Origin of the sequence: Pseudoalteromonas galatheae, assembly GCF_005886105.2 — a bacterium.
Taxonomy (GTDB): Bacteria; Pseudomonadota; Gammaproteobacteria; order Enterobacterales; family Alteromonadaceae; genus Pseudoalteromonas; species Pseudoalteromonas galatheae.
In genome coordinates, this window is record NZ_PNCO02000001.1 from 369,528 (window position 1) to 393,262 (window position 23,735).

Genomic DNA, 23,735 nt, shown 5'->3' on the forward strand with positions numbered 1-23,735 from the left:
GCTATGGCCTGGAACGAACCGGGTAATAATGGCAATGATAACGATCCGTGGAAAAACCGCGGGGGGCGGGATCAAGGCCCACCTGATCTAGATGAAGTATTCCGTAAATTTGGTAATAAATTCGGTGGTATTTTCGGCGGTAAGCCGGGGAAAGGTGGTAATGGCGGATTAGGCGGTGCTGGTTTCGTCTTTATACTTATTATCGCAGCCATCGTATGGGCGCTAAGTGGTATTTACACGGTAAAAGAGGCTGAACGCGGCATCGTGTTGCAATTTGGTAAGTTTGACCGTATTGCTGAGCCGGGTCTGCGTTGGAAAGCCACGTTCATCGAACGTGTTATTCCTGTAGATATTGAAGCGGTGCGTTCATTGTCGGCTTCAGGCTTTATGCTTACGGAAGACGAAAACGTCGTGAGCGTTGAGTTTGAAGTGCAATATCGTGTTGTAGATCCAACGCTTTATCGTTTCAGTGTGACCGATGCTGATCACAGCTTACAACAAGCGCTAGACAGTGCTCTGCGTTACGTTGTAGGTCATTCTCGCATGGACCAAGTGTTAACTACGGGTCGTGAAGTGGTTCGTCAGCGCACTTGGGAAGAGCTAAACAGTATTATTGAACCATATAACCTTGGTTTAATTGTTACTGACGTTAACTTTAAAGATTCTCGTCCGCCAGCAGAAGTAAAAGACGCATTTGATGATGCGATTGCTGCACAAGAAGATGAAGAGCGTTTCATTCGTGAAGCAGAAGCTTATGCAAGGGAAATTGAACCGCGTGCGCGTGGTCAAGTGACTCGTATGACGCAAGAAGCAGAAGCTTATCGCGAGCGTATTATCCTTGAATCTCGAGGTGAAGTAGAGCGTTTTGAGAAGTTACTGCCAGAGTATCAAGCGGCAAAAGAAGTAACGCGTAAACGTTTATATATTGATGCAATGGAGCAGATCTTGGGCCGTAGCTCAAAGGTATTGGTTGATGTTGAAGGTGGTAATAACATGCTATATCTACCACTTGATAAGATTATGCAATCCCATAGTAACACTTCGTCACCAGTACGTTTGCCAAATCAGAGCGACATTGAGCAGCTTCGTAGAACGATTGAAGGTACTCAACAGCAAAATAGTTCTGTCAATTCAGGCGGCGATAGATTTAATCGCGACAGATTTGGTAACGGGAGATAATCAAGATGAAGAATTTTAGTCTACTTCTATTAGTCACTGCCGTGATCATGTCTTTCTCTGGTATCTTTGTAGTAAACGAAGGTCAAAGAGCGATTGTATTGCTATTTAGCAAGGTACAAAAAGATGAGAATGGCGATGCGTTGGTATATGAACCAGGCCTTCATCTGAAAGTTCCTTTCTTTAGCCAAGTACGTAAATTAGACGCACGTATCCAAACCTTAGATGGTCAACCTGATCGTTTCGTAACGAGCGAGAAGAAAGATCTAATCGTGGATTCTTACGTGAAGTGGCGCGTGAATGACTTTAGCGCTTATTACCTACGTGCGCGTGGTGATAAGCAGTATGCGGAAACGCTACTTAAGCAAAAGGTTAACAACGGTCTAAGAACAAACTTCGGTTCTCGTACTATCAAAGAGATAGTATCGGGTGAACGTAGCGAGCTAATGGAAGAAGCACTAGTTCAAGCGTCGGAAAGTGCGAGTGAGCTTGGGATTGAAGTGCTGGATGTCCGTGTTAAGCAGATTAACTTGCCTAACGAAGTAAGCAGCTCAATCTACCAGCGTATGCGTGCGGAGCGTCAGGCTGTGGCGAAAGAGCACCGTTCAGAAGGTCAAGAGAAGGCAGAGACTATCCGTGCTGATGTTGATCGTCGAGTGACAGTTATGCTTGCAGATGCTGAGCGTAACGCTCGTGCGGTTCGCGGTCAAGGTGATGCAACGGCGGCAAACATTTACGCTAAAGCATATAATAAAGACCCTGAGTTTTTCGGGTTTGTTCGTTCGCTTGAAGCATATAAAAATACCTTTAAAGACAAGAATGACGTTATGGTGTTATCACCGGACAGCAAGTTCTTTGATTATATGAAGGATGCAAAAGCTCAATAAGATGATGCTTTTTATATGATTGTAAAACCCCGCCAGCCAGCGGGGTTTTTTTTGGCGCAATATGGTCACAACGCTAGACGATGAAATCCCATGAGTAGCCGCGATCTTTCATACCGCAAAAAACACACCGTAGCAGCGACTTTATGCCTCGAAAAAGCACATCGCGACCAACAATAAAAAAGCGGCCAATAGGCCGCAGTTAGGAAGTGAATTGGTAGTAGCCTATTAAAATAACAAACCCTTAAAACACGTACTTCACTGAAAGTTGTAGTCTGTCTAAATCACCTTCAAGGCCACTTTCTGTTTCCCGAGTACCCATCTTATATTCAGCACCAAAAGTAAGTTTTTTCACGGGTGAATAAAGTAAATTTGCGCTGTAACTCATACTTGATTTTGTCGGGTCGCCAGTTATCGCCAACAAATCGCTTTCGTTATCAGCATTAAAGAATGAGTATAAGAATGTTGAGCGGAACTGGTCGTTCCAGCTATGTTGATAAGCGATGAAGCCCGATGTCGAATCAATTGCATGTAACGAGTTACCATCATATACCGCGCCATTAGCGACGTTTAGGCCTACGTAACGACCAAGCCCTTGACCTTGTGTCAGCATAAACTTCAAGTTATTGTCACCGAAATTAACACGGCCGGATGCACTGACCCCAAATGAACTTTCAGACTCATCGGCTCCACCGACTTTATAGGTAATTTGGCGTGCAAGTGCTGCTACCGCAATATGACCCCAATCTGCTTTGTGTGTGTACCGTGCTGTGAAATCAGGCATGCTAGCGTCATCTGTGACGACGCGGCCACTATCTGCAGTGGTAACCGTGCTTTCTGGATTTTCAATAGAAAAAGACCAGTTTCCCTTGGTGTACTTTGCCATGGCTTGACGTACGAAAACGGTACCTTCAGCTGGGCCGACGAAGTCTAAAGTCTCTGGTAGTGCACTAACATTTTGAAAGTTTGACCAAGCTTGACCAAACAAGAAGCCTTTATAGGTCACAAAAGCTTGGCGTACACGTGGCGAGTAAGAGTTACTGACGCGCTCATTGCCACCGACCGAAGCGATAAAGTCCAGTTCAATCTTAGTTTTGATACTACTGCCATCATCCAGCTTAGTATCAGTGGCTAAATTAAAGCGAGATTGACGAGCATGCATATCAAATACAGCATCGCTATCGGAATTAACCCCGACAGGCGTAGTGCCTGGGACGTAAAAATCTCGGCCGATATTTTGTGCACCCAATGCGCCGTCAGAAAAGTCACTCCAAATGCCATCAAGCTTGATATAGCCACCATAATTGACTTTGGTATCGCCAATTTCAGCTGCGGTGGCAGGGAGAGCGCAGAGACTACTGATAGCAACCGCGAGCAGTTTTTTATTAATATTATTCGTTGTCATAATTCAGTTCCTCAATAGCTGTGCTTTGAAGTTGGCAGCAGCCGATATTCATTTTAATCATCACTAACTGTTGTTTAAGGTTGGTTTTTACTCAATTACCTATTGGTCTATTAGACTAAGGTGGCATACGGTAAATGAGTGGAGGATAAGGCGATCATAACGTTTGTATTAAATTAGGTACAATCGGTAAGTTGTATGAAACTTTTACGTTTGCAGGTGTTCTACAACTAAGGTCTAATACTTAAACACCCAAGGCTGAGTGATCCTTAGGAAAAGCGTGTCTAGCAGACCTAGACCTCTAAATATAATGGAGATGACTATGTCACAGAGCATTTATCCAGTTCCTGAAAAAATCAAGAACGCAGCATTAATCAACGACGAGCAATATCAAGAACTATATCAAAAGTCGATTGATGACCCCGCAGAATTTTGGAAAGAGCACGGTCAACGTTTAGATTGGTTCAAACCCTACAGTAAAGTTAAAAATACCTCATTCGACAAAGGCCATATCAATATTAAATGGTATGAAGACGGCGTACTAAATGCCTCTTATAACTGTATCGATAGACACCTCGAAAAGCGCGCCGATAAAATCGCCTTGATTTGGGAAGGTGATAACCCAGAACAAACAGAAAATATTACCTACCAACAGCTACATGATGAAGTCGCAAAGCTTGCTAATGGCCTTAAGAGCCTAGGAGTTGCAAAGGGTGATCGCGTCGCTATTTACATGCCGATGACTCCACAAGCAATTTATGCCATGCAGGCCTGTGCAAGAATTGGTGCTATCCATTCCGTTGTGTTTGGTGGCTTTTCACCTTCAGCGATTGCAGATCGTATTAAAGATTCTGGTGCTAAAGTGGTGATCACTTCAGATGAAGGCCGTCGCGGTGGTAATTGTGTGCCGCTTAAGGCAAATGTTGATGAGGCGGTAGCGCAAGCTGGCGTCACTACTATCGACCATGTGGTTGTGCATCAGTTAACTGGTGGCGATGTTGAATGGAATACTCACGACGTATGGTGGCATGAATTAGTTGCTGATAAACCTGCTGAATGTGAACCTGAAATGATGAATGCGGAAGATCCGCTCTTTATTCTTTATACCTCGGGCTCTACCGGTCAGCCTAAAGGGGTAGTTCATACTACAGGTGGATACCTAGTGTATGCATCAATGACCCATGAGTATGTATTCGATCTGCAAGAAGATGATATTTACTGGTGTAGCGCGGATGTGGGTTGGATCACAGGTCATAGTTATATTGCCTATGGTCCACTTGTGAATGGTTGTACTCAAGTTGTATTCGAAGGCGTGCCAACCTATCCAACGTCTGGGCGTATGGGTGAAATTGTTGATAAACATGGTGTGACTATCCTTTATACTGCTCCTACCGCGATCCGTGCTTTGATGGCGAAAGGTGACGAGCCGACTGCAAGTTCTAAGCGCGATAGTTTACGTATCTTGGGCTCGGTCGGTGAGCCAATTAATCCAGAGGCTTGGTCTTGGTATTACGAACAAATTGGTAATAGCGATTGTCCTATCGTCGATACTTGGTGGCAAACCGAAACTGGTGGCATCATGATCACGCCACTGCCTGGCGCTACTGCACTTAAGCCGGGTTCTGCGACCCGTCCATTCTTTGGTATTGCTCCTGCACTATTTGATGCGGAAGGTAATACGCTCACAGGCGCAACCGAAGGTAATCTGGTGATTTTGGATAGCTGGCCTTCACAAGCTCGTACGGTTTATGGCGACCATGAGCGCTTTGAACAAACGTACTTCTCGGCTTATCCGGGCGTTTATTTTACGGGCGATGGTTGTCGCCGTGATGAAGACGGTTACTACTGGATCACCGGTCGTGTGGATGATGTACTTAACGTTTCAGGCCACCGCCTCGGTACTGCTGAAATTGAAAGTGCGTTAGTCGCTCACGAAGCGGTTGCTGAAGCGGCTGTGGTGGGCTATCCACACGATATTAAAGGGCAAGGGATCTATGTCTATATCACGCCAAATGAAGGAGTAGCGGTATCTGACGAGTTAACTAAAGAGGTGAGAAATTGGGTGCGTAAAGAGCTAAGCCCAATTGCAACCCCTGACATGATCCAATGGTCTCCAGGCTTACCTAAAACCCGTTCTGGTAAAATCATGCGCCGTATTTTGCGTAAGATTGCAGCCAACGAGTATCAACAGTTAGGGGATACTTCTACACTTGCCGATCCAAGTGTGGTTGATGAATTAATCGAGAATAGATTGAATCGTTAACTGAATAACTTGAATTGCGACCTAATATAAACATACTATAACGGCTGTTATCTTTACGATAACAGCCGATTTTTTAGGAGCATAGCATGTATCAGTTTTTAATCGCGGATGATCATCCTCTATTTCGAGAGGCGCTTAAGGGGGCTCTAAAAGCGCAGTTTGAAGGACTAGAGGTATTCGAATCTGAAAACTTTGACACTACGCTCTCGGTCTTACAACAACAAGAAGAACTAGACCTACTCCTGCTCGATTTACATATGCCGGGCAATGGTGATTTATATGGACTAATTCGGATCCGTGAGGATCATCCAAGTCTTCCAGTTGTTGTGGTTTCGGGAAGCGAAGATCTTTCTATCATCTCTAAAGTGATGGGATACGGCGCGATGGGTTTTATCCCAAAAGCGGCGTCAGTAGAACAAATTACCGAAGCCATAGAGCAAGTGCTCGAAGGTGACACGTGGTTGCCAGAAGGCATGAAAGACAAAGTGGCTGAACTTGAAGGTGAAGACAAAGAACTTGCTCAGCAAGTGGCCTCGCTCACACCGCAACAATATAAAGTGCTGCAATATTTACACGAAGGCTTGCTGAATAAGCAAATTGCCTACGAGCTAAATATTTCAGAGGCAACGGTGAAAGCACATATCACCGCTATCTTCAGAAAGTTGGGTGTCTATAATCGTACTCAAGCCGTATTGATTGCTTCAAAACTACAACTAGAACCTATCGAAGCGAATGACTAACTTCGCATCATTGCTTGCAAGGTGCTTACCTTGCAAGCAGCACTGCTTTAGCTTAACTCTTTAAACGCCTGACTTAGTCCCTCTATTGTTAGCGGATACATTCGGTCTTGCATTAGTTGATTTATTAGCTCTATCGAATGGTAATAAGACCAATAGCTTTGCGGCTGAGGGTTAAGCCAAGCCACCTTACTAAAGTGATTGGTTAAACGATTCAGCCAAGTAGCACCTGCTTCTTGATTCCAATGCTCTACGCTACCGCCGGGATAGGTGATTTCATAGGGACCCATTGTCGCGTCACCAACAAATATTAGTCGATAGTCTGAGCCGTATCGGTTAATTAGCTGATAAGTATCAAGCAATTCGCTGTCACGACGGTTATTATCGTGCCAAACATGCTCGTACACACAATTATGAAAGTAAAAAAACTCAAGGTGCTTAAATTCACTGTGTGCGGCACTGAATAGTTGTTCGCAAAGCTGGATATGGTCATCCATAGAGCCGCCAATATCAAACAGCATCAATACCTTCACTGAGTTATGTCGCTCAGGAGCCATTTTCACATCTAACATGCCGCCTTGTCTTGCGGTAGCGCGAATGGTTTCATTAAGGTCGAGCTGATCACTTGCTCCGCTGCGTGCAAATTTACGCAACTGCTTGAGTGCGAGCTTAATATTACGGCTGCTGATGTCGGTATTACTGTCAAGATTACGATACTGACGTTTATCCCAGACTTTTACTGCTCTGCGATGGCGGTTTCCATCTTGGCCAATACGTATTCCTTCAGGATTATAGCCGTAAGCGCCAAAAGGCGAAGTGCCACCTGTACCAACCCACTTATTGCCGCCTGCGTGACGTTTTTGTTGTTCTGCCAAGCGTTCTTTTAGCGTTTCAAGGAGCTTATCGAGTCCTCCCATGGCGTTCAATTTGGCTTTTTCTTCTTCAGACAGCGATTTCTCAAACTCTTTACGCAACCAATCCTCTGGTAATTGCTGCTGTTGAAGTTGTGAGAAGAGGTCTATTGATTCTATTCCCTCAAAGTAATCAGCAAACGCACGGTCGAATTTATCAAACAAGGTTTCATCTTTGACGAAGATGGTTTTTGCCAAAAAGTAAAAACCGTCTAGATCGGCAAAGCAAACTTCTTTATCCAGCGCCTCTAGACAGTCTAGTAATTCGCGCAGGCTCGCTTTGATACCGTAACGCCTAAGGGTGAGCACAAAATCTATGAGCATGATCAGCGGCGGCTCATAAAGGCGAGTTTCTCAACCAAAGAAACATCTTGCTCGTTTTTAAGTAGCGCACCAAATAACGGCATTAGGCCACCTTGGTTAGATTTGTCATGCAACTTGTCAGGGGAAATATCTTCCGCTAATAATAGTTTTAACCAGTCGAGTAGCTCACTCGTACTTGGCTTTTTCTTTAGGTTTGGTGTGTCGCGTAATTGGAAAAAGCTTTCGAGTGCTCGTTGTACTAAATTCGCTTTAATATGTGGAAAATGTACGTCTACAATTTGCTGCATCTCTTCTTTGTTTGGAAAATCGATGTAGTGGAAAAAGCAGCGGCGTAAAAAGGCATCTGGTAGCTCTTTTTCATTATTTGAAGTAATAATAACGATAGGGCGCACCTTTGCCTTTACTTGCTCGTTAGTTTCGTAGACATGAAACTCCATTTTATCGAGTTCTAACAGTAGATCATTGGGAAATTCAATATCAGCTTTGTCGATTTCATCAATGAGCAAAACGGGACGTTTTGTGGCGGTAAACGCCTGCCATAATTTTCCTTTGATGATGTAATTGCCAACGTCGTTAACGCGAGGATCGCCAAGCTGGCTGTCGCGCAAACGCGAGACCGCATCGTATTCGTACAGGCCTTGCTGGGCTTTGGTGGTTGACTTTATATGCCATTGGATTAGCTCTGTATCTAAACTTTTTGCCAGTTCTTCGGCGAGTAAGGTCTTGCCTGTGCCAGGTTCACCTTTAATTAGGAGTGGTTTTTCTAAAACGATGGCCGCATTCACGGCCTGTTGTAGTGCAGAGGTAGCAATATATTGATCAGTACCTTTAAACATAATTCAACTTCTTGTGGTCAGATGAGATAGGCTCATCTTGCCACAATCAGCTTTTCGCTGCCAACCCTGCTTCGGTTTCGATTAAGGTGAAGCGAGGCACCGCTTCGCCTTCGACCGTAACGTCTTCTAAAAACATTTCAAGTGGTCGAACCCAAAAGCTCATATCTCCATATAAGGTTTGATAAACCACTTGCTTCTCTTGCGTTTCACTGTGCGTTGCCAAAGCATGCACACGATAAAGTTTTCCTTTGTAGTGGCGGTAAATTCCAGGTGTGATATCCACTAATTCAAGCTCCAAAAAATAAAAGCCGTACGTGACGGGCTGAAATGTTATAATCCGTGCCATTAAGACTGAAGGTGTTTAAAGATGAATTATATTGCGCTGGACGATTATAAGAAAGCTTGGGTTTTCAAACATAAAGATCTTCCAATCGAAGAATCTGACCTGGCATTGATAAAACCAATGTCAGCGGCGCGTGCTGCGGTGCTTTGGAGCACTATGATAAGCAACGAAAAAGATCACCCTGATTTCTTTGATAAAACAGACTGGGTTGGTAAAGCGGACTCATGGCAAGAGACCCTCAATTGGGAGCAGCCGTGGGAAGCAGGAGAAGCGTTTCCTGAAATTATCGAGCAATTTCTTGATTGGCAAGCTAATACCACCGTGTATTTTTGTCTCTCTCGAGATGATGTGATCGAGACCCGCTTTGATGTATTTAAGCGATGTTGGCAGAACTTTATGTTTTTGACTGACGGTAGTTTCTTAATAGGAAAAAAACGCAGTTCAGTAGTACAATTTATGGCTGAGGGGCAAGCAAAATTAGGAACCAAGCCGTAAGCAAGTACAACAGAGCAGTTTGCTTTGATTTGAAACATGGCTAGTGTATAAAGGATGTACACCAGTCTACTAAAGTAGATTGCATTGACGGGAGGCGTTTTGGAGCAACAGCAAAATACAATCTGGTATGACGAAGCATCTCGCCTTGTATTTGCCGAGCTTGTAAACGTATTTTATGCCAGAGAGTTGCCGAAACTTGCTGAACTCTCCGATCATACTCGCCTTCAGCGTTTGTTAAACAGCCTGCCGTATTATGTTGAGCGCGCGGCCACACATATTATTCATGGTGATGTCCCGCTTGAGCTAGATAGTTTTAATGGATGTTGGTTAGCTAAGCAAAAATCACAGCCTAAATGTGATGAGGCTGCCAACGCAGCATTTTTTACTACTAAGGTGAAAGTAGGGCTGGTGGTTCCTGTGCTATACGCAGAACCGACAGGGACAACGGTTAGGCTCGACAGTGTCGACCAAGTGGGTGAGGCTGACAAATTGCACTGCAACCAATTTGGCTGGTTTAGTGTTAATGGCAATAGCTTACAAGCAAGTGATGAAGCGCGTGTACAATTGCTCAAGCCGACTAAAGCGTTAATGGTCGCAGCCTGTTGTGGCCACTCTTGGCATTTTGGCAAAGCGGTAGTACCACGAAGGCTGACACTAAGAGAAATGCTACTTGCCAGTTCAATTAATTGGCCACAAGTACAAAAAACAAAAATGAGTCAGTGATCCTAATCGACTCAAAAAACAGAAGTTTGGATTAAGCAATGCGATTTTTTCAGTTTGCGCTGTTGGGTTTAGCGCTATTTATTCAGTACAGACTTTGGTTCGGCCACAACGGCGTGGAGGACTACACTCGGATAAAATCCGTGGTTAAATCGCACCAAGAAACCAATGCTAATCTCAGTAAACGAAATAAATTATTAAAAGCGGATATCGAAGATTTAAAGCTCGGCCTTGAAGGAGTTGAGGAGCGTGCCCGTCATGAACTTGGCATGATTAAACCTGGCGAAACTTTTATCCGTGTATTACCGAAAGTACCTCATGAAAAGAAACGATAAACTTGCAGTCGTCATCCCAGCTGCTGGGGTTGGCAGCCGTATGCAGGCGCAGATGCCTAAACAATATATTCCACTATTAGGCAAACCGATTTTAGTACACACACTGGAAAAACTAGCTGGACTTGAGTGCGTCGATCAATTTATGGTCGCCGTTTCCAAAGAAGATGGATATTTTTCATCGGCGTTACTGCCTGATAGCCGTTTTAGCCACTGTGAAGGTGGACAAGAACGTGCCGACTCGGTTTTACTGGCGCTAAAAGCGTTGGCACCAAGTCGCCCTGATTGGGTGTTAGTTCATGATGCGGCTCGACCTTTAGTAGCGCTTGAAGATATTCATCACTTGATAGCAAAGTGTGTTAATGAAGGACAAGGTGGCATACTGGCTGCCAAAGTTAAAGATACGATTAAATGTGGTACTGAATTGGTGCAAAAAACGGTGCCAAGAGAGTCTCTATGGCAGGCTTTCACACCGCAAATGTTTAAGTATGAAGAGTTATTGGCGGCATTGGAGCTTGGGTTAGCGCAAGGCGCCAATGTTACAGATGAAGCATCAGCGATGGAATTACAAAAAAAACCAGTTCAGTTGATAGCCGCACGCACAGATAATATTAAGATCACCACTCCGGAGGATTTACCTCTGGCGGAGTTTATAATTCAACAACAAGGTAAACAGCATGATTAGAATTGGCCACGGATTTGATGTTCATAAATTTGGTGGAGCCGGCCCATTGACGATTTGTGGGGAAAAAATTCCTTACGAACAGGGCTTTATTGCTCATTCCGATGGTGATGTGGCAATTCATGCTTTGTGTGACGCCTTGTTGGGTGCGCTTGCGCTGGGAGATATTGGTAAGCACTTTCCTGATACCGCGAGTGAATTTGAAAATATCGACAGTCGTATTTTATTACGCCGCGTGATGGAACAAGTGAAAGCGCTTGGCTATCAAATAGGCAATATCGACGTCACGATTGTCGCACAAGCACCAAAAATGCGACCGCATATTGATGCGATGCGCGGTAATCTTGCTGCGGATTGTGAAGCGCAGCTAGACCAAGTTAATGTTAAAGCAACCACCACCGAAAAACTGGGCTTTGAAGGACGTAAAGAAGGGATCTCAAGCCATGCCGTGGTGCTATTGGTAAAAGCATGAAGACACTCAATTATCTTTATGGCAAACCGTTATCTGACGGCGATTATAAGTCACAACCAGAAGACTTTAGAGTAGAAGAAATTTTAGATATTCCTTTTACTGGTGAAGGTGAGCACGTTTGTTTGCAGATCATTAAAAAGGGAGAAAACACCGCATTTGTCGCTAAAAAGCTTGCAGAATTTGCCCAAATTTCACCGCGAGATGTCAGCTATGCTGGGATTAAAGACAGACACGGTGTTTGTACGCAGTGGTTTAGTGTGCCGGTGCCAATTAAAAAGTCGACAGATTTTAGTGCATTAAATAGTGACTCTATTTTTGTGGTGCAACAAATACGGCACAATCGAAAGTTAAAAACAGGTTGTCATAAGGGTAATCGTTTTGCCATTACCCTCAGAAACGTGACTGCTCCACTTGATATTCTGTCGCGTATTAATGCTGTACGCCAAGGGGTTCCTAATTATTTTGGAGAACAACGTTTTGGTCATGATGGCCACAACTTAGCCATGGCAGATAGGTTATTTGACGGTGAAAAGATCCGCGATAAAAAGCTCCGAGGGCTGGTGCTTTCAGCCGCTCGCTCTCATCTGTTCAACGAAGTCGTCAGTCGCCGCGTGGCAGAGCATGGTTTGGCAACGACTTGGCACCGTGAAATCTTTTTACTGAGCGGTAGTAACGCCTTTTTTGACTCAGAGATTGATTGCGAACTCATCGAGCGGTTACTGAATGGCGATATTTTGCTTTCGGCGCCATTGGTTGGTAAAGGTGAAAGGGGCTTATTGCCGCAAGAGCGTGAATGGTTGGCACCTTTTGCTAAATGGCACGAAGGATTGGCAGAATTTGGGATGAAAAATGAGCGTAGAGCGCTTAGATTAATACCCGAAGCGCTAAAGGTGAGTATGGCTGACGACAGTACGCTAACCCTTGAATTCAGTTTACCAAAAGGAACTTTTGCCACGGCGCTGCTCAGAGAGCTTGTTAATCATAAAGATGCCAGTAAAAAGTTTAATAAACATGAAGAGTCGATACAGCAGTGAGATACTCATTGTCTAACAAGAAAAAGAGGTGAAATATGAAGATCCTATTGAGTAATGACGATGGTGTTCACGCCAAGGGCATTGCTATCTTGTATCAAGCGTTATCACAAATCGCGGACGTAACCGTCATTGGTCCAGATAGAAATTGTAGCGGTGCGAGTAACTCATTAACCTTATTAAACCCACTCAGAGCGACTACGCTAGATAATGGTTTTATCTCCGTGAATGGCACGCCAACCGACTGTGTTCACCTTGGAGTGAACAAACTGATGGATGAATTGCCGGATTTAGTCGTTGCAGGGATCAACAATGGCGCTAACCTTGGCGATGATACGCTGTATTCAGGTACTGTTGCGGCGGCCACTGAAGGTCGACATGTGGGCTTACCTGCGATTGCCGTTTCTCTTTGCTCTAAAAATGAAGCCCACTACGAAACGGCAGCACATGTCACGGTAGAGATCATTAAAAAGCTTGCAAACCACCCGCTACCAAAAGACCAAATCATTAATATCAACGTCCCTGATATTCCATTAAGTGACTTAAAAGGGATCAAAGTCACTCGATTAGGCTCACGCCATAAAGCGGATACCATGACCGAACAAATAGACCCGTGGGGTCGAAGTGTTTACTGGTATGGCACGTTAGGTCATGAAAGTGACGCTGGTGAAGGCACGGATTTTCATGCTGTAAACAACGGTTATGCCGCTATCACACCGCTCAAGGTAGATATGACGGCTTATGAGAGCTTAGATGCCGTGGCGAGCTGGTTATCTTAAGAGGCGTATGTGCTGAATAATTATCAGGGCAGTGCCAACGCGCTGGTGGAACTGCTAAAACAGCAAGGCGTAGAAGATAAAATGGTACTCAATGCCATCGCAAACACGCCTAGGCATATGTTTGTCGATGAAGTGCTTAAACATAAGTCATATGAAAATACAGCACTCCCTATCGGCCAAGGGCAAACGATATCTCAACCTTTTATCGTCGCAAAAATGACTGAAGTGTTAAAGCAAGTGGGTGTTAAGGGGCGCATATTGGAAGTGGGTACGGGCTCTGGTTATCAGACCGCCGTGCTTGCGCAAGTGTTTGAGCAGGTCTTTAGCATTGAACGGATCAAGTCGCTGCAGTGGCAAGCGCGCAGAAGGCTGCATTTGCTGGACTTATACAATGTGACGATGAAACATGGAGACGGTTGGAAAGGCTGGGCTTCAAAAGCGCCCTTTGCTGGGATCATTGTTACAGCCGCTGCACAATCAGTTCCAGATGAGTTGTTGGCGCAACTAGAAGAAGGCGGTGCCATGGTCATTCCCATCGGGGTTGAAGCACAAACACTCACCTTGTTTGTTAAACAGGGCGAGCAGTTTATTCGCCACGCCCTAGCACCGGTACGCTTTGTGCCTTTAGTTGCTGGCGAAGTCGGTTAATTTACAGGCTTTAAAAACAACTCCATAAAATATAACTATTTTTTCCAGTAAAATGTGAAAACCAAGCAAAATTAAGTTAGATTGATATGATAGTCGTTGATAGTAGCACTGGAAAATATAAGTAATGCACAAGTCTCAGGTCATCATATCGATTTGTTTAAGCGGCCTGCTTGTTGCCTGCTCATCAAATCATACGCCTGCACCTGTAACAACTTTACACTCTGGTAAGACCAGTTCGACACATAAAATTAATATTAACGGGAGCAGTTACAAAGTAAAAAAAGGCGATACTTTATTTGCAATTGCTTTTAGCGCTAATAAAGATGTAAGAACACTCGCGAAAATCAATAAAATTAAGCCTCCGTACACTATTTACCCGGATCAGGTTATACGCTTAGAGTATCCCAGAAATAAAAACAAAAAGAACACAAAATACACGAAAGTAAACCACAAGTCTCAGTCTTTAAAACAAAAAAGTAACAAAACATCCAAAAAAGAGCTTGATAAGCCAAATCAACGAGAGTATGTTCAAAGGCAAGCCACACAAAAATCTAGTAGTACCAAGGCTTTGTATAATAATAAGGTACTATGGAAATGGCCTGCTGAAGGCAAGGTGACTCGTCAGTTTTCCATTAAAGAAAATGGTTATAAGGGATTGGAGATCTCTAATAAGCCGGGTACTTCAGTTAAGGCTGCTGCTGGCGGTGTAGTGGTATATGCAGGGAGTGCGTTGCGTGGGTATGGTAATTTAATCATTTTGAAACATACAGATGATTATCTAAGTGCGTATGCCCACAACGCTAAGTTACTCGTCAGAGAACAGCAAAAAGTTAAAGTTGGGGATAAAATTGCCGAAATGGGTAGTACAGATGCTTCTAAAACGGCACTTAGGTTTGAGATCCGTTTTAAAGGTCAAGCTGTAAACCCGGCAAAATACTTGCCATAAAGTAATGCGAGTACATCGATTGGTTCGAGTACCCTTACTTTTATTCGCTTGGGGAGAATACTTATGGCTCACACTGCAAAATTACCTACGAAATCAACTCCAGAGTTAGACACGCTCGACGACGAAAATATTGACGAGCCGAAAGACGAACTACTTGAAGATCTTGAAGAAAATGAAGAAGTTTTTGCCAAAGATGAGGTGGTTAAAAACTTAGACGCCACTCAACTCTATTTAGGTGAAATTGGATTTTCCCCACTGCTTAGTGCAGAAGAAGAAGTTTACTTCGCGCGCAAAGCATTAAAAGGTTGTGAAGCCTCTCGTAAACGGATGATAGAGAGTAACTTGAGATTAGTGGTTAAAATCGCTCGACGTTATAACAACCGCGGCTTGGCATTACTTGACCTTATTGAAGAAGGTAATTTAGGTCTTATCCGAGCGGTGGAAAAGTTTGATCCGGAACGTGGATTTAGATTTTCTACTTATGCAACTTGGTGGATCCGCCAAACCATCGAACGCGCGATCATGAACCAAACTCGTACCATTCGTTTGCCTATTCATGTTGTCAAAGAGCTTAACGTTTACCTGCGTACCGCACGTGAATTGACACAAAAGCTAGATCATGAACCTACCGCAGAAGAAATCGCTGAATGTCTCGACAGACCCGTCGAAGAAGTCAGTAAGATGCTCCGTCTAAATGAAAAGATCACTTCGGTTGATACGCCTATTGGTGGTGAAAATGACAAAGCACTGCTGGATATTATCGCGGATGAAAAAGGCGGTGGTCCAGAAACCGAAGTGCAGAGCAACGATATTAACAAACACATTGTTGATTGGTTGGGAGAGTTAAATCCAAAACAGCGAGAAGTGCTAGCGCGACGCTTTGGCTTGCTTGGTTATGAACCGTCTACGCTTGAGGATGTTGGTCGCGAAATCGGGCTAACGAGAGAGCGTGTAAGACAAATTCAAGTTGAGGCGTTGAGACGCTTAAAAGACATTTTACAACACGAAGGGTTAAGTACCGATAGCCTATTTGAGCAACAGTAAATCTCATACCAATTTACTCATTAAAAAAAAGCCGCAATATGCGGCTTTTTTTAATTTTCGAAATGGTATAAAACCAGCCAAGATAGAAAGCGATTATAAGCTTTCTATCTTGGCTTTTTGTTCAAGTAGCTTCGTTTTTGCATCGCTAAACTCAGCTAATTTTGCTTTCTCTTTAGCAAGTACTGCTTCAGGTGCATTGCTTACAAACTTTTCGTTCGCAAGTTTTTTCTCAACCTGCTCAAGACCTTTTTCTGCTTTTTCAAGCTGCTTAGCAATACGCGCAAGTTCTGCTTCAACATCAATCAGGCCTGCCATTGGGATCATAATCTCAAGGTCGCCAATAAATGCAGTTGCACAAGCTGGTGCTTCGTCTTTGCTTGCGAGTAAGTCTACCGTTTCCAGTTTCGCTAATGCGCTTAAGAAAGCTTGGTTTTCTTCTAGACGACGTTTGTCATCTTCGCTTGCACCAGTAAGTAGCACGTTTAACGGCTTACTTGGGCTGATATCCATTTCACCACGAATGTTACGGATAGCGATAATAAATTGCTTCACCCACTCAAGGTCAGCCATCGCTTGCGCATCAACTTTGCTTTCGTCGAATACAGGGAACGCTTCAAGCATAATTGTCTTCGCTTCGACCCCTGCGATTGGTGCTACACGTTGCCAAATTGTCTCTGTTATATAAGGCATTAGTGGGTGCATCAAACGAAGTAAGCCTTCCAACACGGTGATAAGCGTATGGCGTGTACCACGCTGCTGCGCTTCATTGCCTTTAAATAGAATTGGTTTAGTTAGCTCTAGATACCAGTCACAGAATTGGTTCCATGTGAACTCATAAATGGTGTTTGCCGCAAGGTCAAAACGATAGTTGTCCAAGTGCTCAGAGAACACCTTAACTGTATTTTGGAATTGGCCTAAAATCCAACGATCCGCTAGAGAATACACTTTTTCGTTATCGTTGAAGCCGCAGTCTTGTTCTTCTGTGTTCATCAATACATAACGGCTAGCATTCCAAAGCTTGTTGCAGAAGTTACGGTAACCTTCAAGACGGTTCATATCCCAGTTGATATCACGTCCCGTTGACGCCATTGCTGCAAGAGTGAAACGCAACGCGTCAGTACCGTGTGCTTCAATACCATCGACAAATGTTTTGCGCGTGTTTTTCTCAATTTTTGCAGCAAGTTGTGGCTGCATCATGTTGCCCGTACGTTTAGTCACTAGACTCTCAAGATCGATACCGTCAATCATGTCTAGTGGGTCTAACACGTTACCCTTGGACTTAGACATCTTATCGCCATTTTCATCGCGAATAAGGCCAGTCACATAAACGGTCTTAAATGGAACTTGAGGTTTACCATCTTCATCTTTGATGAAGTGCATGGTCATCATGATCATGCGAGCTACCCAGAAGAAAATAATGTCGAAACCAGTAACCAAGGTATCTGAAGGGTGGAATACCTTTAGATCTTCTGTGTTTTCAGGCCAACCTAATGTTGAGAAAGTCCACAGTGCTGAAGAGAACCAAGTGTCTAGTACGTCTTCATCTTGTGTAAGTACTACGCTTGCATCAAGGTTATGGTTTTGACGAACTTCTGCTTCGTCACGGCCAACATATACATTACCTTCATTATCATACCAAGCTGGGATCCTGTGGCCCCACCAAAGCTGACGGGAAATACACCAGTCTTGAACATCACGCATCCAAGAGAAGTACATGTTCTCGTATTGCTTAGGTACGAATTGAATATCACCATCTTCTACCGCTTTTACCGCAGGCTCTGCAAGAGGAGCTACGCGAACATACCACTGATCGGTAAGTAGTGGCTCGATAACTACGCCAGAGCGGTCACCGTAAGGAACGGTTAGACTGTGATCGTCGATTTTCTCAAGTAGACCAAGCTGCTCAAACTCGTCAACGATTTGCTTACGCGCATCGAAACGGTCAAGGCCGTGGAAACGCTCTGGAATTGGGGCATCCATCGCTTCAAGTGGCTTACCATCAAAAGTAAAGCACTCACCCGTATTCAGAACTGCTGCGTCTTTGTTGAACACGTTGATCATTGGCAGCTCATGGCGCTTACCAACTTCGTTATCGTTAAAGTCGTGTGCTGGCGTGATTTTTACGCAGCCCGTGCCTTTTTCCATATCTGCATGTTCATCAGCAACGATAGGAATGCGACGATTGACGATAGGAAGTAGAATTTCTTTACCAATTAAGTCTTGGTAACGTTCATCATCCGGGTTTACCGCAACACCAGTGTCACCTAGCATGGTTTCTGGGCGAGTGGTTGCTACGATAATGTAGTCTTTACCATCTTTGGTGGTTACGCCATCCGCAAGTGGATAGCGCAAATTCCACATGTGGCCCTGCTTGTCTTTATTCTCAACTTCTAAATCAGAAATCGCAGTGTGTAATTTAGGATCCCAGTTAACTAGGCGCTTACCACGGTAGATTAAGTCATCTTGATATAGGCGAACGAATACTTCTTTTACCGCTTCAGACAGGCCGTCATCCATCGTAAAACGTTCTCTATCCCAATCTACAGATGCACCTAAGCGGCGTAACTGTTTAGTAATTGTGCCACCTGATTGGTCTTTCCATTCCCAGATTTTATTGATGAATTCGTCACGGCCTAAATCATGGCGTGATTTACCTTCTTCGGCTGCAAGCTTACGCTCAACCACCATCTGAGTTGCAATACCTGCGTGGTCGGTGCCCACTTGCCATAGCGTGTTCTTACCTTTCATACGCTGGTAGCGGATCAAAGTGTCCATGATAGTGTCTTGGAACGCGTGGCCCATGTGTAGACTACCTGTGACATTCGGCGGTGGGATCATAATCGAGTATGCGTCACCATTGCCTGATGGCTTAAAGTAGCCATTTGACTCCCAGTCTTGATACAAAGACTGTTCAATATCTTGTGGATTGTAGGTTTTATCCATTACACAGAACCCTAAAAATGCTATTTCTCAATGTCTTCAGTGGAAATTGTTGCGCCAAGTGCACGAAGTTGCTTAAAGCGTTCTCGCGCGGCTTGCTTAGCGCTGGCTTCAACAGGCACAAAATCTATCACCTGTTCAAAGCGACGAATAAAGTCAGGGACGACCCGAGCCAGATTAATGAGCACGGGGCGACGAGCAGCAGGAGGCATAGTGCCAATTTCCACTGGTGCGCCGCCTTTGGGGCCTTCGCCTTGTAAGTTGTGGGGCACAAATCTGTCTGCGTCAAAACACCAAAGGTGCTCATCGAATAAATGAGCGTCGTCAGTATTATCGACGTTAACAAAGATACGGTGTCCAGCTTGATATAAGCTCGCCGCAGTTTGTGCTGCCAGATCAAAATGAGCCGGAACGCTAATCTCCGGCTCATCGTTTTGTTTTAACACGTAAAAGCGCGCTTTGATAGTCATGATAATAATACCAATTGCGAGGAGTACCGAGGTTTGCCACAGGCTCCACAGCTGCTCAATATCTGTAATCTTATTTACCGTGATAGCGTAAACGAAGAAAATCAGTATGCGCGGCTTAGTTTAAAACTAAATATAGCGCCACTTAAATGCACATAAATAAGCCTGTATTCTGCCATATAAAGGCAATACCATCAATCAAGAAGCAAGAGAAGAAGAATAAAATATGGCAAGTGCTAGGAAGCGCTTGCTGAGGTAGTTTAGTTGTTTTGTCGTCTTAATTTGGCGCTGAATATAGTCGTGTGAAAAACCCGCTGCTACGGTTTGGTTGAACCTTGTGTAGCAGCGACTTTATGTCACGACCTATACTTATTATGAGTCGCGACTGGACTATTAATCTTGCTGTGCGTCCGTGATATTGGCGCGGTTAAGTAAATATTGCATCAGCATAGGAACAGGACGACCTGTAGCGCCTTTGTTCTTACCGCTGCGCCATGCAGTACCTGCAATGTCTAAATGCGCCCAGTTGTACTTTTTCGTAAACTTGGACAAGAAACATGCGGCTGTAATTGTGCCAGCTGCGCGACCACCTAAGTTCGTAAAGTCAGCAAATGGGCTCTCAAGTTGTTCTTGATAATCATCCCAAAGTGGCAGTTGCCACGCTCTGTCGCCACTTTGTTCTGACGCTTTTAGCAAATCATGGGCAAGCGGGTTATGGTTAGATAATAAACCTGTCGCATGGCTACCAAGCGCAACAATACATGCCCCAGTCAGTGTCGCAACATCGACAACAGTTTCTGGCTCGAATGCTTCAACGTAAGTGAGTGCATCACACAGTACTAAGCGTCCTTCGGCATCCGTATTGAGTACTTCAACGGTTTGACCTGACATAGTGGTTAAAATATCGCCCGGACGGTAAGCATCGCCCCCAGGCATATTTTCGCAGCCTGCTAAAACACCAATCACATTAAGTGGTAGTTGCATTTGTACGATGGCTCGCATTAAGCCAAGTACACCCGCGGCTCCGCCCATGTCGTATTTCATTTCATCCATCGCTTCGCCAGGCTTGATAGAAATACCACCCGAGTCAAATGTTAAGCCTTTACCTACGAATACGATTGGTGCTTGGCCTTCATCACCACCGTTATAGTGGATAACCGACATCACTGACTCGTTGCGACTACCACGACCAACCGCTAGGTATGAGTGCATACCTAACTCTTCCATTTCTTGTTCACCAACAAGATTAACCGTAACGTTATCAAAGTCTTCAGCCAGCTGTTGTGCTTGCTCGCCCAGATAACGAGGGTTGCAGATATTTGGTGGCATATTCGCAACGTCTTTACACAGTTTACTGCCTGCTGCGATAGCAAGACCGTGCTCAATCGCGCTCTCACCTATTGTTAATTCACGACGTGTTGGTACGTTAAAGACGATTTTACGTAGCGGGCGTCTAGCCTCGCTCTTTTTGCTTTTTAGCTGATTAAAAGTATATAGGCAATCTTGTGTGGTCTCGACCGCTTGGCGAACTTTCCAGTAAGTATCACGACCTTTAACATGTTGCTCAGTCAGGAAACATACCGCTTCCATTGAGCCAGTTTCATTTAGCGTATTGATGGTCTTGGAGATAATTTGTTTGTATTGTTTATCGTCGAGCTCTCTTTCCTTACCACAACCCACTAACAAAACGCGTTCGCTTAATACATTTGGTACATGGTGAAGAAGTAGAACTTGTCCTGGTTTGCCTTCAAGATCACCACGTCTAAGTAAATTTGAGATATAGCCTTCGCTTATTTTATCCAGCTGTTCACCAATTGGTGAGAGACGGCGTGGCTCGTATACACCTACAACAATACATGCGCTACGCTGTTTCTCTGGACTACCACTTTTAACGCTGAATTCCATTGCGACTCCTGAGTCTTTGTCATGTCATTTTGAACTTTTTATGCCAACACACTTTCCTACATTAAAGTCATGAATATGCTTTAACCTTAGGTAGGATATTCCGGCGCATTGACATATAATAAAGTGACTAAAATAATCAGTTTACTCAATTTTTCCCACTATTCCAGTGAAACAAGACGTTTTATAGGGACGAACATTGCTTATTTTCCGCTATTTAACGGGTGAAGTACTAAAATCTCAGGTTGCGGTTTTTCTCACCTTAATGACAATATTTTTGTCACAAAAGTTTGTACTCATTCTGAGCTCTGCGTCTGAAGGGAGTATACCGGGTAAGTTAGTACTTGCTATGCTTGCGTTGAAACTGCCACAGTTGGCCGGATATATTTTACCGCTTAGTCTCTTTCTTGGGATCATCTTAGCCTATAGTCGCATCTACGCCGACAGTGAAATGACGGTGCTGCGCGCTTGCGGGGTCAGCGAGTGGTATGTCGTTAGGGTAACTTTAGTCTCCAGTGTCTTTTTTGCATTACTGGCCGCTTGTGTGAGCATGTATATTGCGCCTTGGGCGAGCGAAAAAGAGTACCAATTAAGAGAGCAAGCTGATGCGGAATCGGGGCTTTCTACTCTCAGAGCCGGTAGATTTCAGCAAACGGGCAATGAAAAAGCGGTGGTATTTGTTCACGGTATTAGCGAACAAGGCCGCGAATTAGACAAAGTGTTTGTCGCGCAATTGCCCGAGAAGGACTCAAATCAAGCCGCTCGTTTAGTATATGCGCAAAAAGGTGAAGTGATTGAGCTTGATAGTGGTGAGCAGCAATTACTCCTTCATGAAGGTAAGCGGTACGAGACCGATGGTTTCAGCCAAGCACTTAATCGCACTGAATTCGGTACTTATCAAGTGCAAATTAAAGAACAAGAAATTGAACACCAACGCCGTAAATTAGAGGCTATTCCAAGCTTACAGTTACTTGAAATGGATACGCCAGAAGCAAAAGCACAATTTCAGTTGCGATTATCGGTGCCCATTTCCATTTTGCTACTCACTTTACTGGCGGTTCCTTTGAGTGTGGTAAACCCAAGACAAGGCAAGTTCGCTAAGCTCGTGCCAGCAATTACGCTATATTTGGGTTATTTCATTTTACTCAATGCAGGCAAGTTTTTGTTAGCTGAAGAAAAAGTGCCAGCTTCAGTTGGTCTCTGGTGGATCCACTTAAGTGTGCTCTTTATCGGCGTTTATTTAATTGCGAAAGGAAGACCTTTTGGAGTATGGGTTCGCTCGGTATTTATGAAACGGGAGACGACGGTATGATGAAGACGCTAGATTGGTACTTAGGGCGTAGCATCTTACAAACCACAGGTTTCGCGCTATTAGTTTTTGTTGGGATCAATACGCTTATTAAATTTATTGAGCAGCTGCGTTCGGTTGGTCGTGGCAGCTATGATTTACTCGGTGCTATGCTCTATACCATATACAGCATGCCAAGCGATATTGTCGTGTTTTTCCCTATGGCTGCGCTGATAGGCGGCTTGATTGGCCTTGGTGCACTTGCTTCAAGCAGTGAGCTTATTGTGATGCAAGCGGCAGGGTGGTCACGTCTTCAAATCATTATGTCGGTGATGAAAACGGCAGTGGTACTGGCGCTACTGATGATGGCGCTTGGAGAGTGGGGCGCACCAAAAGCGGAGCAAACCGCAAAACGGTTAAAAAACGAAGCAATTTATGGTGGTGAAGTCTACAGCGCTCAGCGTGGTGTTTGGGCGAAAGATGGCGGCAATTTTATTAACATTGGTAATGTTGAAAAAAACGGTAAGCTTAAAGATATCGCAATTTATTATTTTGATGACTCACTAACTCTAGCAAAAATCGTACGCGCTCAGTCGGCGCAAAGCATATCTAACGGTTGGCAATTACAAGACGTGGAAGAAGTGCATATCGATCAACAGCAAATTACAACGCATTATTCAAAATCAATGCTCTACGAGTCTGAATTAAGTGAAGACAGGCTAGGTGTTGTATCGATAGAGCCCGATGCTTTGTCTTTTACAGGGTTATGGTCATTTCTCGCTTATCTAAAGCAAAATGAGCAAGATTCAAGTAGCTATGAACTCGCGCTGTGGCGTAAGGTGATGCAGCCGCTGACGATTGGGGTAATGCTGCTGGTGGCTTTGTCATTTATCTTCGGGCCACTGAGGACGGTGAGCATGGGCGCGCGGATTATTATGGGCGTGGTAACAGGCTTAGCTTTCCATCTGAGTAATGAAATTTTTGGCCCTATCGTGATGGTATATCAAGTGCCACCGGTGGTTGGCGCGTTAATGCCAAGCTTGTTATTTATTGGGCTGGCTATCCATCTGTTGAAGAAGCAAAATTAACGTTATGAACTAAGTAAAAATGGGC

At 44.3% G+C, this 23,735-nt stretch carries 23 protein-coding genes; 16 read left to right on the top strand and 7 right to left on the bottom strand.

The features are described 5' to 3' along the window. Positions 1–3 precede the first annotated feature (3 nt). Positions 4–1,179: an FtsH protease activity modulator HflK gene (hflK, locus tag CWC29_RS01550; RefSeq protein WP_128728665.1), complete on the top strand. Its 1,176-nt coding sequence runs from the start codon at positions 4–6 to the stop codon at positions 1,177–1,179. 5 nt (positions 1,180–1,184) lie between these two features. Continuing rightward, positions 1,185–2,063, top strand: a complete 879-nt coding sequence (hflC, locus tag CWC29_RS01555; protein WP_026000905.1) for a protease modulator HflC — start codon at positions 1,185–1,187, stop codon at positions 2,061–2,063. Between the two features lie 241 nt (positions 2,064–2,304). Here hflC and CWC29_RS01560 read toward each other — a convergent pair whose 3' ends face one another. After that, positions 2,305–3,465, bottom strand: a complete 1,161-nt coding sequence (locus CWC29_RS01560; protein WP_138524503.1) for a DcaP family trimeric outer membrane transporter — start codon at positions 3,463–3,465, stop codon at positions 2,305–2,307. 319 nt (positions 3,466–3,784) lie between these two features. On the opposite strand from CWC29_RS01560, the gene acs reads away from it, so the two are divergent. Both acs and CWC29_RS01570 read left to right on the top strand, forming a co-directional pair. Next, positions 3,785–5,725 (top strand): acetate--CoA ligase, encoded by a 1,941-nt coding sequence (gene acs / locus CWC29_RS01565; protein WP_138524501.1) that lies wholly within the window; start codon positions 3,785–3,787, stop codon positions 5,723–5,725. Positions 5,726–5,811: 86 nt separating this feature from the next. After that, entirely contained in the window at positions 5,812–6,465 is a 654-nt protein-coding gene (locus tag CWC29_RS01570) for a response regulator transcription factor (RefSeq protein ID WP_010377395.1), read from the top strand. Positions 6,466–6,512: 47 nt separating this feature from the next. Here the strand turns inward: CWC29_RS01570 and CWC29_RS01575 are convergent, their stop codons facing one another. The 3 genes from CWC29_RS01575 to CWC29_RS01585 are packed head-to-tail and all read right to left on the bottom strand — an operon-like array spanning position 6,513 to position 8,816. Beyond that, positions 6,513–7,697: a vWA domain-containing protein gene (locus CWC29_RS01575; protein ID WP_138524499.1), complete on the bottom strand. Its 1,185-nt coding sequence runs from the start codon at positions 7,695–7,697 to the stop codon at positions 6,513–6,515. 2 nt (positions 7,698–7,699) lie between these two features. Continuing rightward, positions 7,700–8,536 carry an AAA family ATPase gene (locus tag CWC29_RS01580; protein WP_138524497.1) on the bottom strand — a complete coding sequence of 279 codons (837 nt, stop codon included), beginning with the start codon at positions 8,534–8,536 and terminating at the stop codon, positions 7,700–7,702. 43 nt (positions 8,537–8,579) lie between these two features. Beyond that, positions 8,580–8,816, bottom strand: a complete 237-nt coding sequence (locus CWC29_RS01585) for a DUF1653 domain-containing protein (protein ID WP_128728915.1) — start codon at positions 8,814–8,816, stop codon at positions 8,580–8,582. A gap of 84 nt (positions 8,817–8,900) precedes the next feature. On the opposite strand from CWC29_RS01585, the gene CWC29_RS01590 reads away from it, so the two are divergent. The 10 genes from CWC29_RS01590 to rpoS all read left to right on the top strand — a co-directional run bounded on the left by CWC29_RS01590 (position 8,901) and on the right by rpoS (position 16,025). Then, entirely contained in the window at positions 8,901–9,371 is a 471-nt protein-coding gene (locus CWC29_RS01590) for a DUF2947 domain-containing protein (RefSeq protein WP_128728660.1), read from the top strand. 84 nt (positions 9,372–9,455) lie between these two features. Continuing rightward, on the top strand, positions 9,456–10,094 hold the full coding sequence (locus tag CWC29_RS01595; protein WP_193554591.1) for a hypothetical protein: 639 nt from the start codon (positions 9,456–9,458) through the stop codon (positions 10,092–10,094). Between the two features lie 38 nt (positions 10,095–10,132). Continuing rightward, the gene (gene ftsB / locus CWC29_RS01600; RefSeq protein WP_138524495.1) at positions 10,133–10,426 is read left to right on the top strand and encodes a cell division protein FtsB; all 294 of its coding nucleotides are present in this window, start codon (positions 10,133–10,135) and stop codon (positions 10,424–10,426) included. After that, a complete protein-coding gene (gene ispD / locus CWC29_RS01605) occupies positions 10,410–11,108 on the top strand; it encodes a 2-C-methyl-D-erythritol 4-phosphate cytidylyltransferase (RefSeq protein ID WP_138524493.1) in 699 nt (232 codons plus the stop codon). Before ftsB ends, ispD begins: the two co-directional genes overlap by 17 nt. After that, on the top strand, positions 11,101–11,577 hold the full coding sequence (gene ispF / locus CWC29_RS01610; RefSeq protein ID WP_128728657.1) for a 2-C-methyl-D-erythritol 2,4-cyclodiphosphate synthase: 477 nt from the start codon (positions 11,101–11,103) through the stop codon (positions 11,575–11,577). The genes ispD and ispF overlap by 8 nt, the downstream gene beginning before the upstream one ends. Beyond that, entirely contained in the window at positions 11,574–12,611 is a 1,038-nt protein-coding gene (gene truD, locus CWC29_RS01615; protein ID WP_138524491.1) for a tRNA pseudouridine(13) synthase TruD, read from the top strand. Before ispF ends, truD begins: the two co-directional genes overlap by 4 nt. A gap of 35 nt (positions 12,612–12,646) precedes the next feature. Next, entirely contained in the window at positions 12,647–13,387 is a 741-nt protein-coding gene (gene surE / locus CWC29_RS01620; protein ID WP_010377409.1) for a 5'/3'-nucleotidase SurE, read from the top strand. A gap of 9 nt (positions 13,388–13,396) precedes the next feature. Continuing rightward, positions 13,397–14,035: a protein-L-isoaspartate(D-aspartate) O-methyltransferase gene (locus CWC29_RS01625; RefSeq protein WP_138524489.1), complete on the top strand. Its 639-nt coding sequence runs from the start codon at positions 13,397–13,399 to the stop codon at positions 14,033–14,035. 124 nt (positions 14,036–14,159) lie between these two features. Continuing rightward, entirely contained in the window at positions 14,160–14,981 is an 822-nt protein-coding gene (locus CWC29_RS01630; protein ID WP_128728654.1) for a peptidoglycan DD-metalloendopeptidase family protein, read from the top strand. 63 nt (positions 14,982–15,044) lie between these two features. Further along, complete coding sequence (gene rpoS, locus CWC29_RS01635) at positions 15,045–16,025, top strand: RNA polymerase sigma factor RpoS (RefSeq protein ID WP_128728653.1); 981 nt, start codon at positions 15,045–15,047, stop codon at positions 16,023–16,025. Between the two features lie 93 nt (positions 16,026–16,118). On the opposite strand, the gene CWC29_RS01640 is transcribed toward rpoS, so the two are convergent. From CWC29_RS01640 to pepA, 3 genes are all read right to left on the bottom strand, one after another. Then, positions 16,119–18,968 carry a valine--tRNA ligase gene (locus CWC29_RS01640; RefSeq protein WP_138524487.1) on the bottom strand — a complete coding sequence of 950 codons (2,850 nt, stop codon included), beginning with the start codon at positions 18,966–18,968 and terminating at the stop codon, positions 16,119–16,121. A gap of 20 nt (positions 18,969–18,988) precedes the next feature. Beyond that, on the bottom strand, positions 18,989–19,435 hold the full coding sequence (locus CWC29_RS01645; protein WP_128728651.1) for a DNA polymerase III subunit chi: 447 nt from the start codon (positions 19,433–19,435) through the stop codon (positions 18,989–18,991). A 390-nt stretch (positions 19,436–19,825) separates the two neighbouring features. After that, positions 19,826–21,337: a leucyl aminopeptidase gene (gene pepA, locus CWC29_RS01650; protein ID WP_099030590.1), complete on the bottom strand. Its 1,512-nt coding sequence runs from the start codon at positions 21,335–21,337 to the stop codon at positions 19,826–19,828. A 196-nt stretch (positions 21,338–21,533) separates the two neighbouring features. Here pepA and lptF point away from each other — a divergent pair, with 196 nt between their 5' ends. Together lptF and lptG are read left to right on the top strand one after the other, a co-directional pair. Further along, positions 21,534–22,646 (top strand): LPS export ABC transporter permease LptF, encoded by a 1,113-nt coding sequence (lptF, locus tag CWC29_RS01655; RefSeq protein ID WP_102056161.1) that lies wholly within the window; start codon positions 21,534–21,536, stop codon positions 22,644–22,646. Continuing rightward, positions 22,643–23,710, top strand: coding sequence for an LPS export ABC transporter permease LptG (gene lptG / locus CWC29_RS01660; protein ID WP_162847799.1), 1,068 nt, complete (start codon positions 22,643–22,645; stop codon positions 23,708–23,710). The genes lptF and lptG overlap by 4 nt, the downstream gene beginning before the upstream one ends. The last annotated feature ends 25 nt before the right edge of the window (positions 23,711–23,735 follow it).

Bases quoted from the DNA above. Each gene is read 5' to 3' on its own strand.
- ftsB (WP_138524495.1), top strand. From the start codon at position 10,133: ATGCGATTTTTTCAGTTTGCGCTGTTGGGTTTAGCGCTATTTATTCAG.
- rpoS (WP_128728653.1), top strand. From the start codon at position 15,045: ATGGCTCACACTGCAAAATTACCTACGAAATCAACTCCAGAGTTAGAC.
- truD (WP_138524491.1), top strand. From the start codon at position 11,574: ATGAAGACACTCAATTATCTTTATGGCAAACCGTTATCTGACGGCGAT.
- ispD (WP_138524493.1), top strand. From the start codon at position 10,410: ATGAAAAGAAACGATAAACTTGCAGTCGTCATCCCAGCTGCTGGGGTT.
- CWC29_RS01645 (WP_128728651.1), bottom strand. From the start codon at position 19,435: ATGACTATCAAAGCGCGCTTTTACGTGTTAAAACAAAACGATGAGCCG.
- hflC (WP_026000905.1), top strand. From the start codon at position 1,185: ATGAAGAATTTTAGTCTACTTCTATTAGTCACTGCCGTGATCATGTCT.
- ispF (WP_128728657.1), top strand. From the start codon at position 11,101: ATGATTAGAATTGGCCACGGATTTGATGTTCATAAATTTGGTGGAGCC.
- lptG (WP_162847799.1), top strand. From the start codon at position 22,643: ATGATGAAGACGCTAGATTGGTACTTAGGGCGTAGCATCTTACAAACC.
- CWC29_RS01640 (WP_138524487.1), bottom strand. From the start codon at position 18,968: ATGGATAAAACCTACAATCCACAAGATATTGAACAGTCTTTGTATCAA.
- CWC29_RS01630 (WP_128728654.1), top strand. From the start codon at position 14,160: ATGCACAAGTCTCAGGTCATCATATCGATTTGTTTAAGCGGCCTGCTT.
- CWC29_RS01570 (WP_010377395.1), top strand. From the start codon at position 5,812: ATGTATCAGTTTTTAATCGCGGATGATCATCCTCTATTTCGAGAGGCG.
- pepA (WP_099030590.1), bottom strand. From the start codon at position 21,337: ATGGAATTCAGCGTTAAAAGTGGTAGTCCAGAGAAACAGCGTAGCGCA.
- CWC29_RS01575 (WP_138524499.1), bottom strand. From the start codon at position 7,697: ATGCTCATAGATTTTGTGCTCACCCTTAGGCGTTACGGTATCAAAGCG.
- surE (WP_010377409.1), top strand. From the start codon at position 12,647: ATGAAGATCCTATTGAGTAATGACGATGGTGTTCACGCCAAGGGCATT.
- hflK (WP_128728665.1), top strand. From the start codon at position 4: ATGGCCTGGAACGAACCGGGTAATAATGGCAATGATAACGATCCGTGG.
- acs (WP_138524501.1), top strand. From the start codon at position 3,785: ATGTCACAGAGCATTTATCCAGTTCCTGAAAAAATCAAGAACGCAGCA.
- CWC29_RS01560 (WP_138524503.1), bottom strand. From the start codon at position 3,465: ATGACAACGAATAATATTAATAAAAAACTGCTCGCGGTTGCTATCAGT.
- CWC29_RS01590 (WP_128728660.1), top strand. From the start codon at position 8,901: ATGAATTATATTGCGCTGGACGATTATAAGAAAGCTTGGGTTTTCAAA.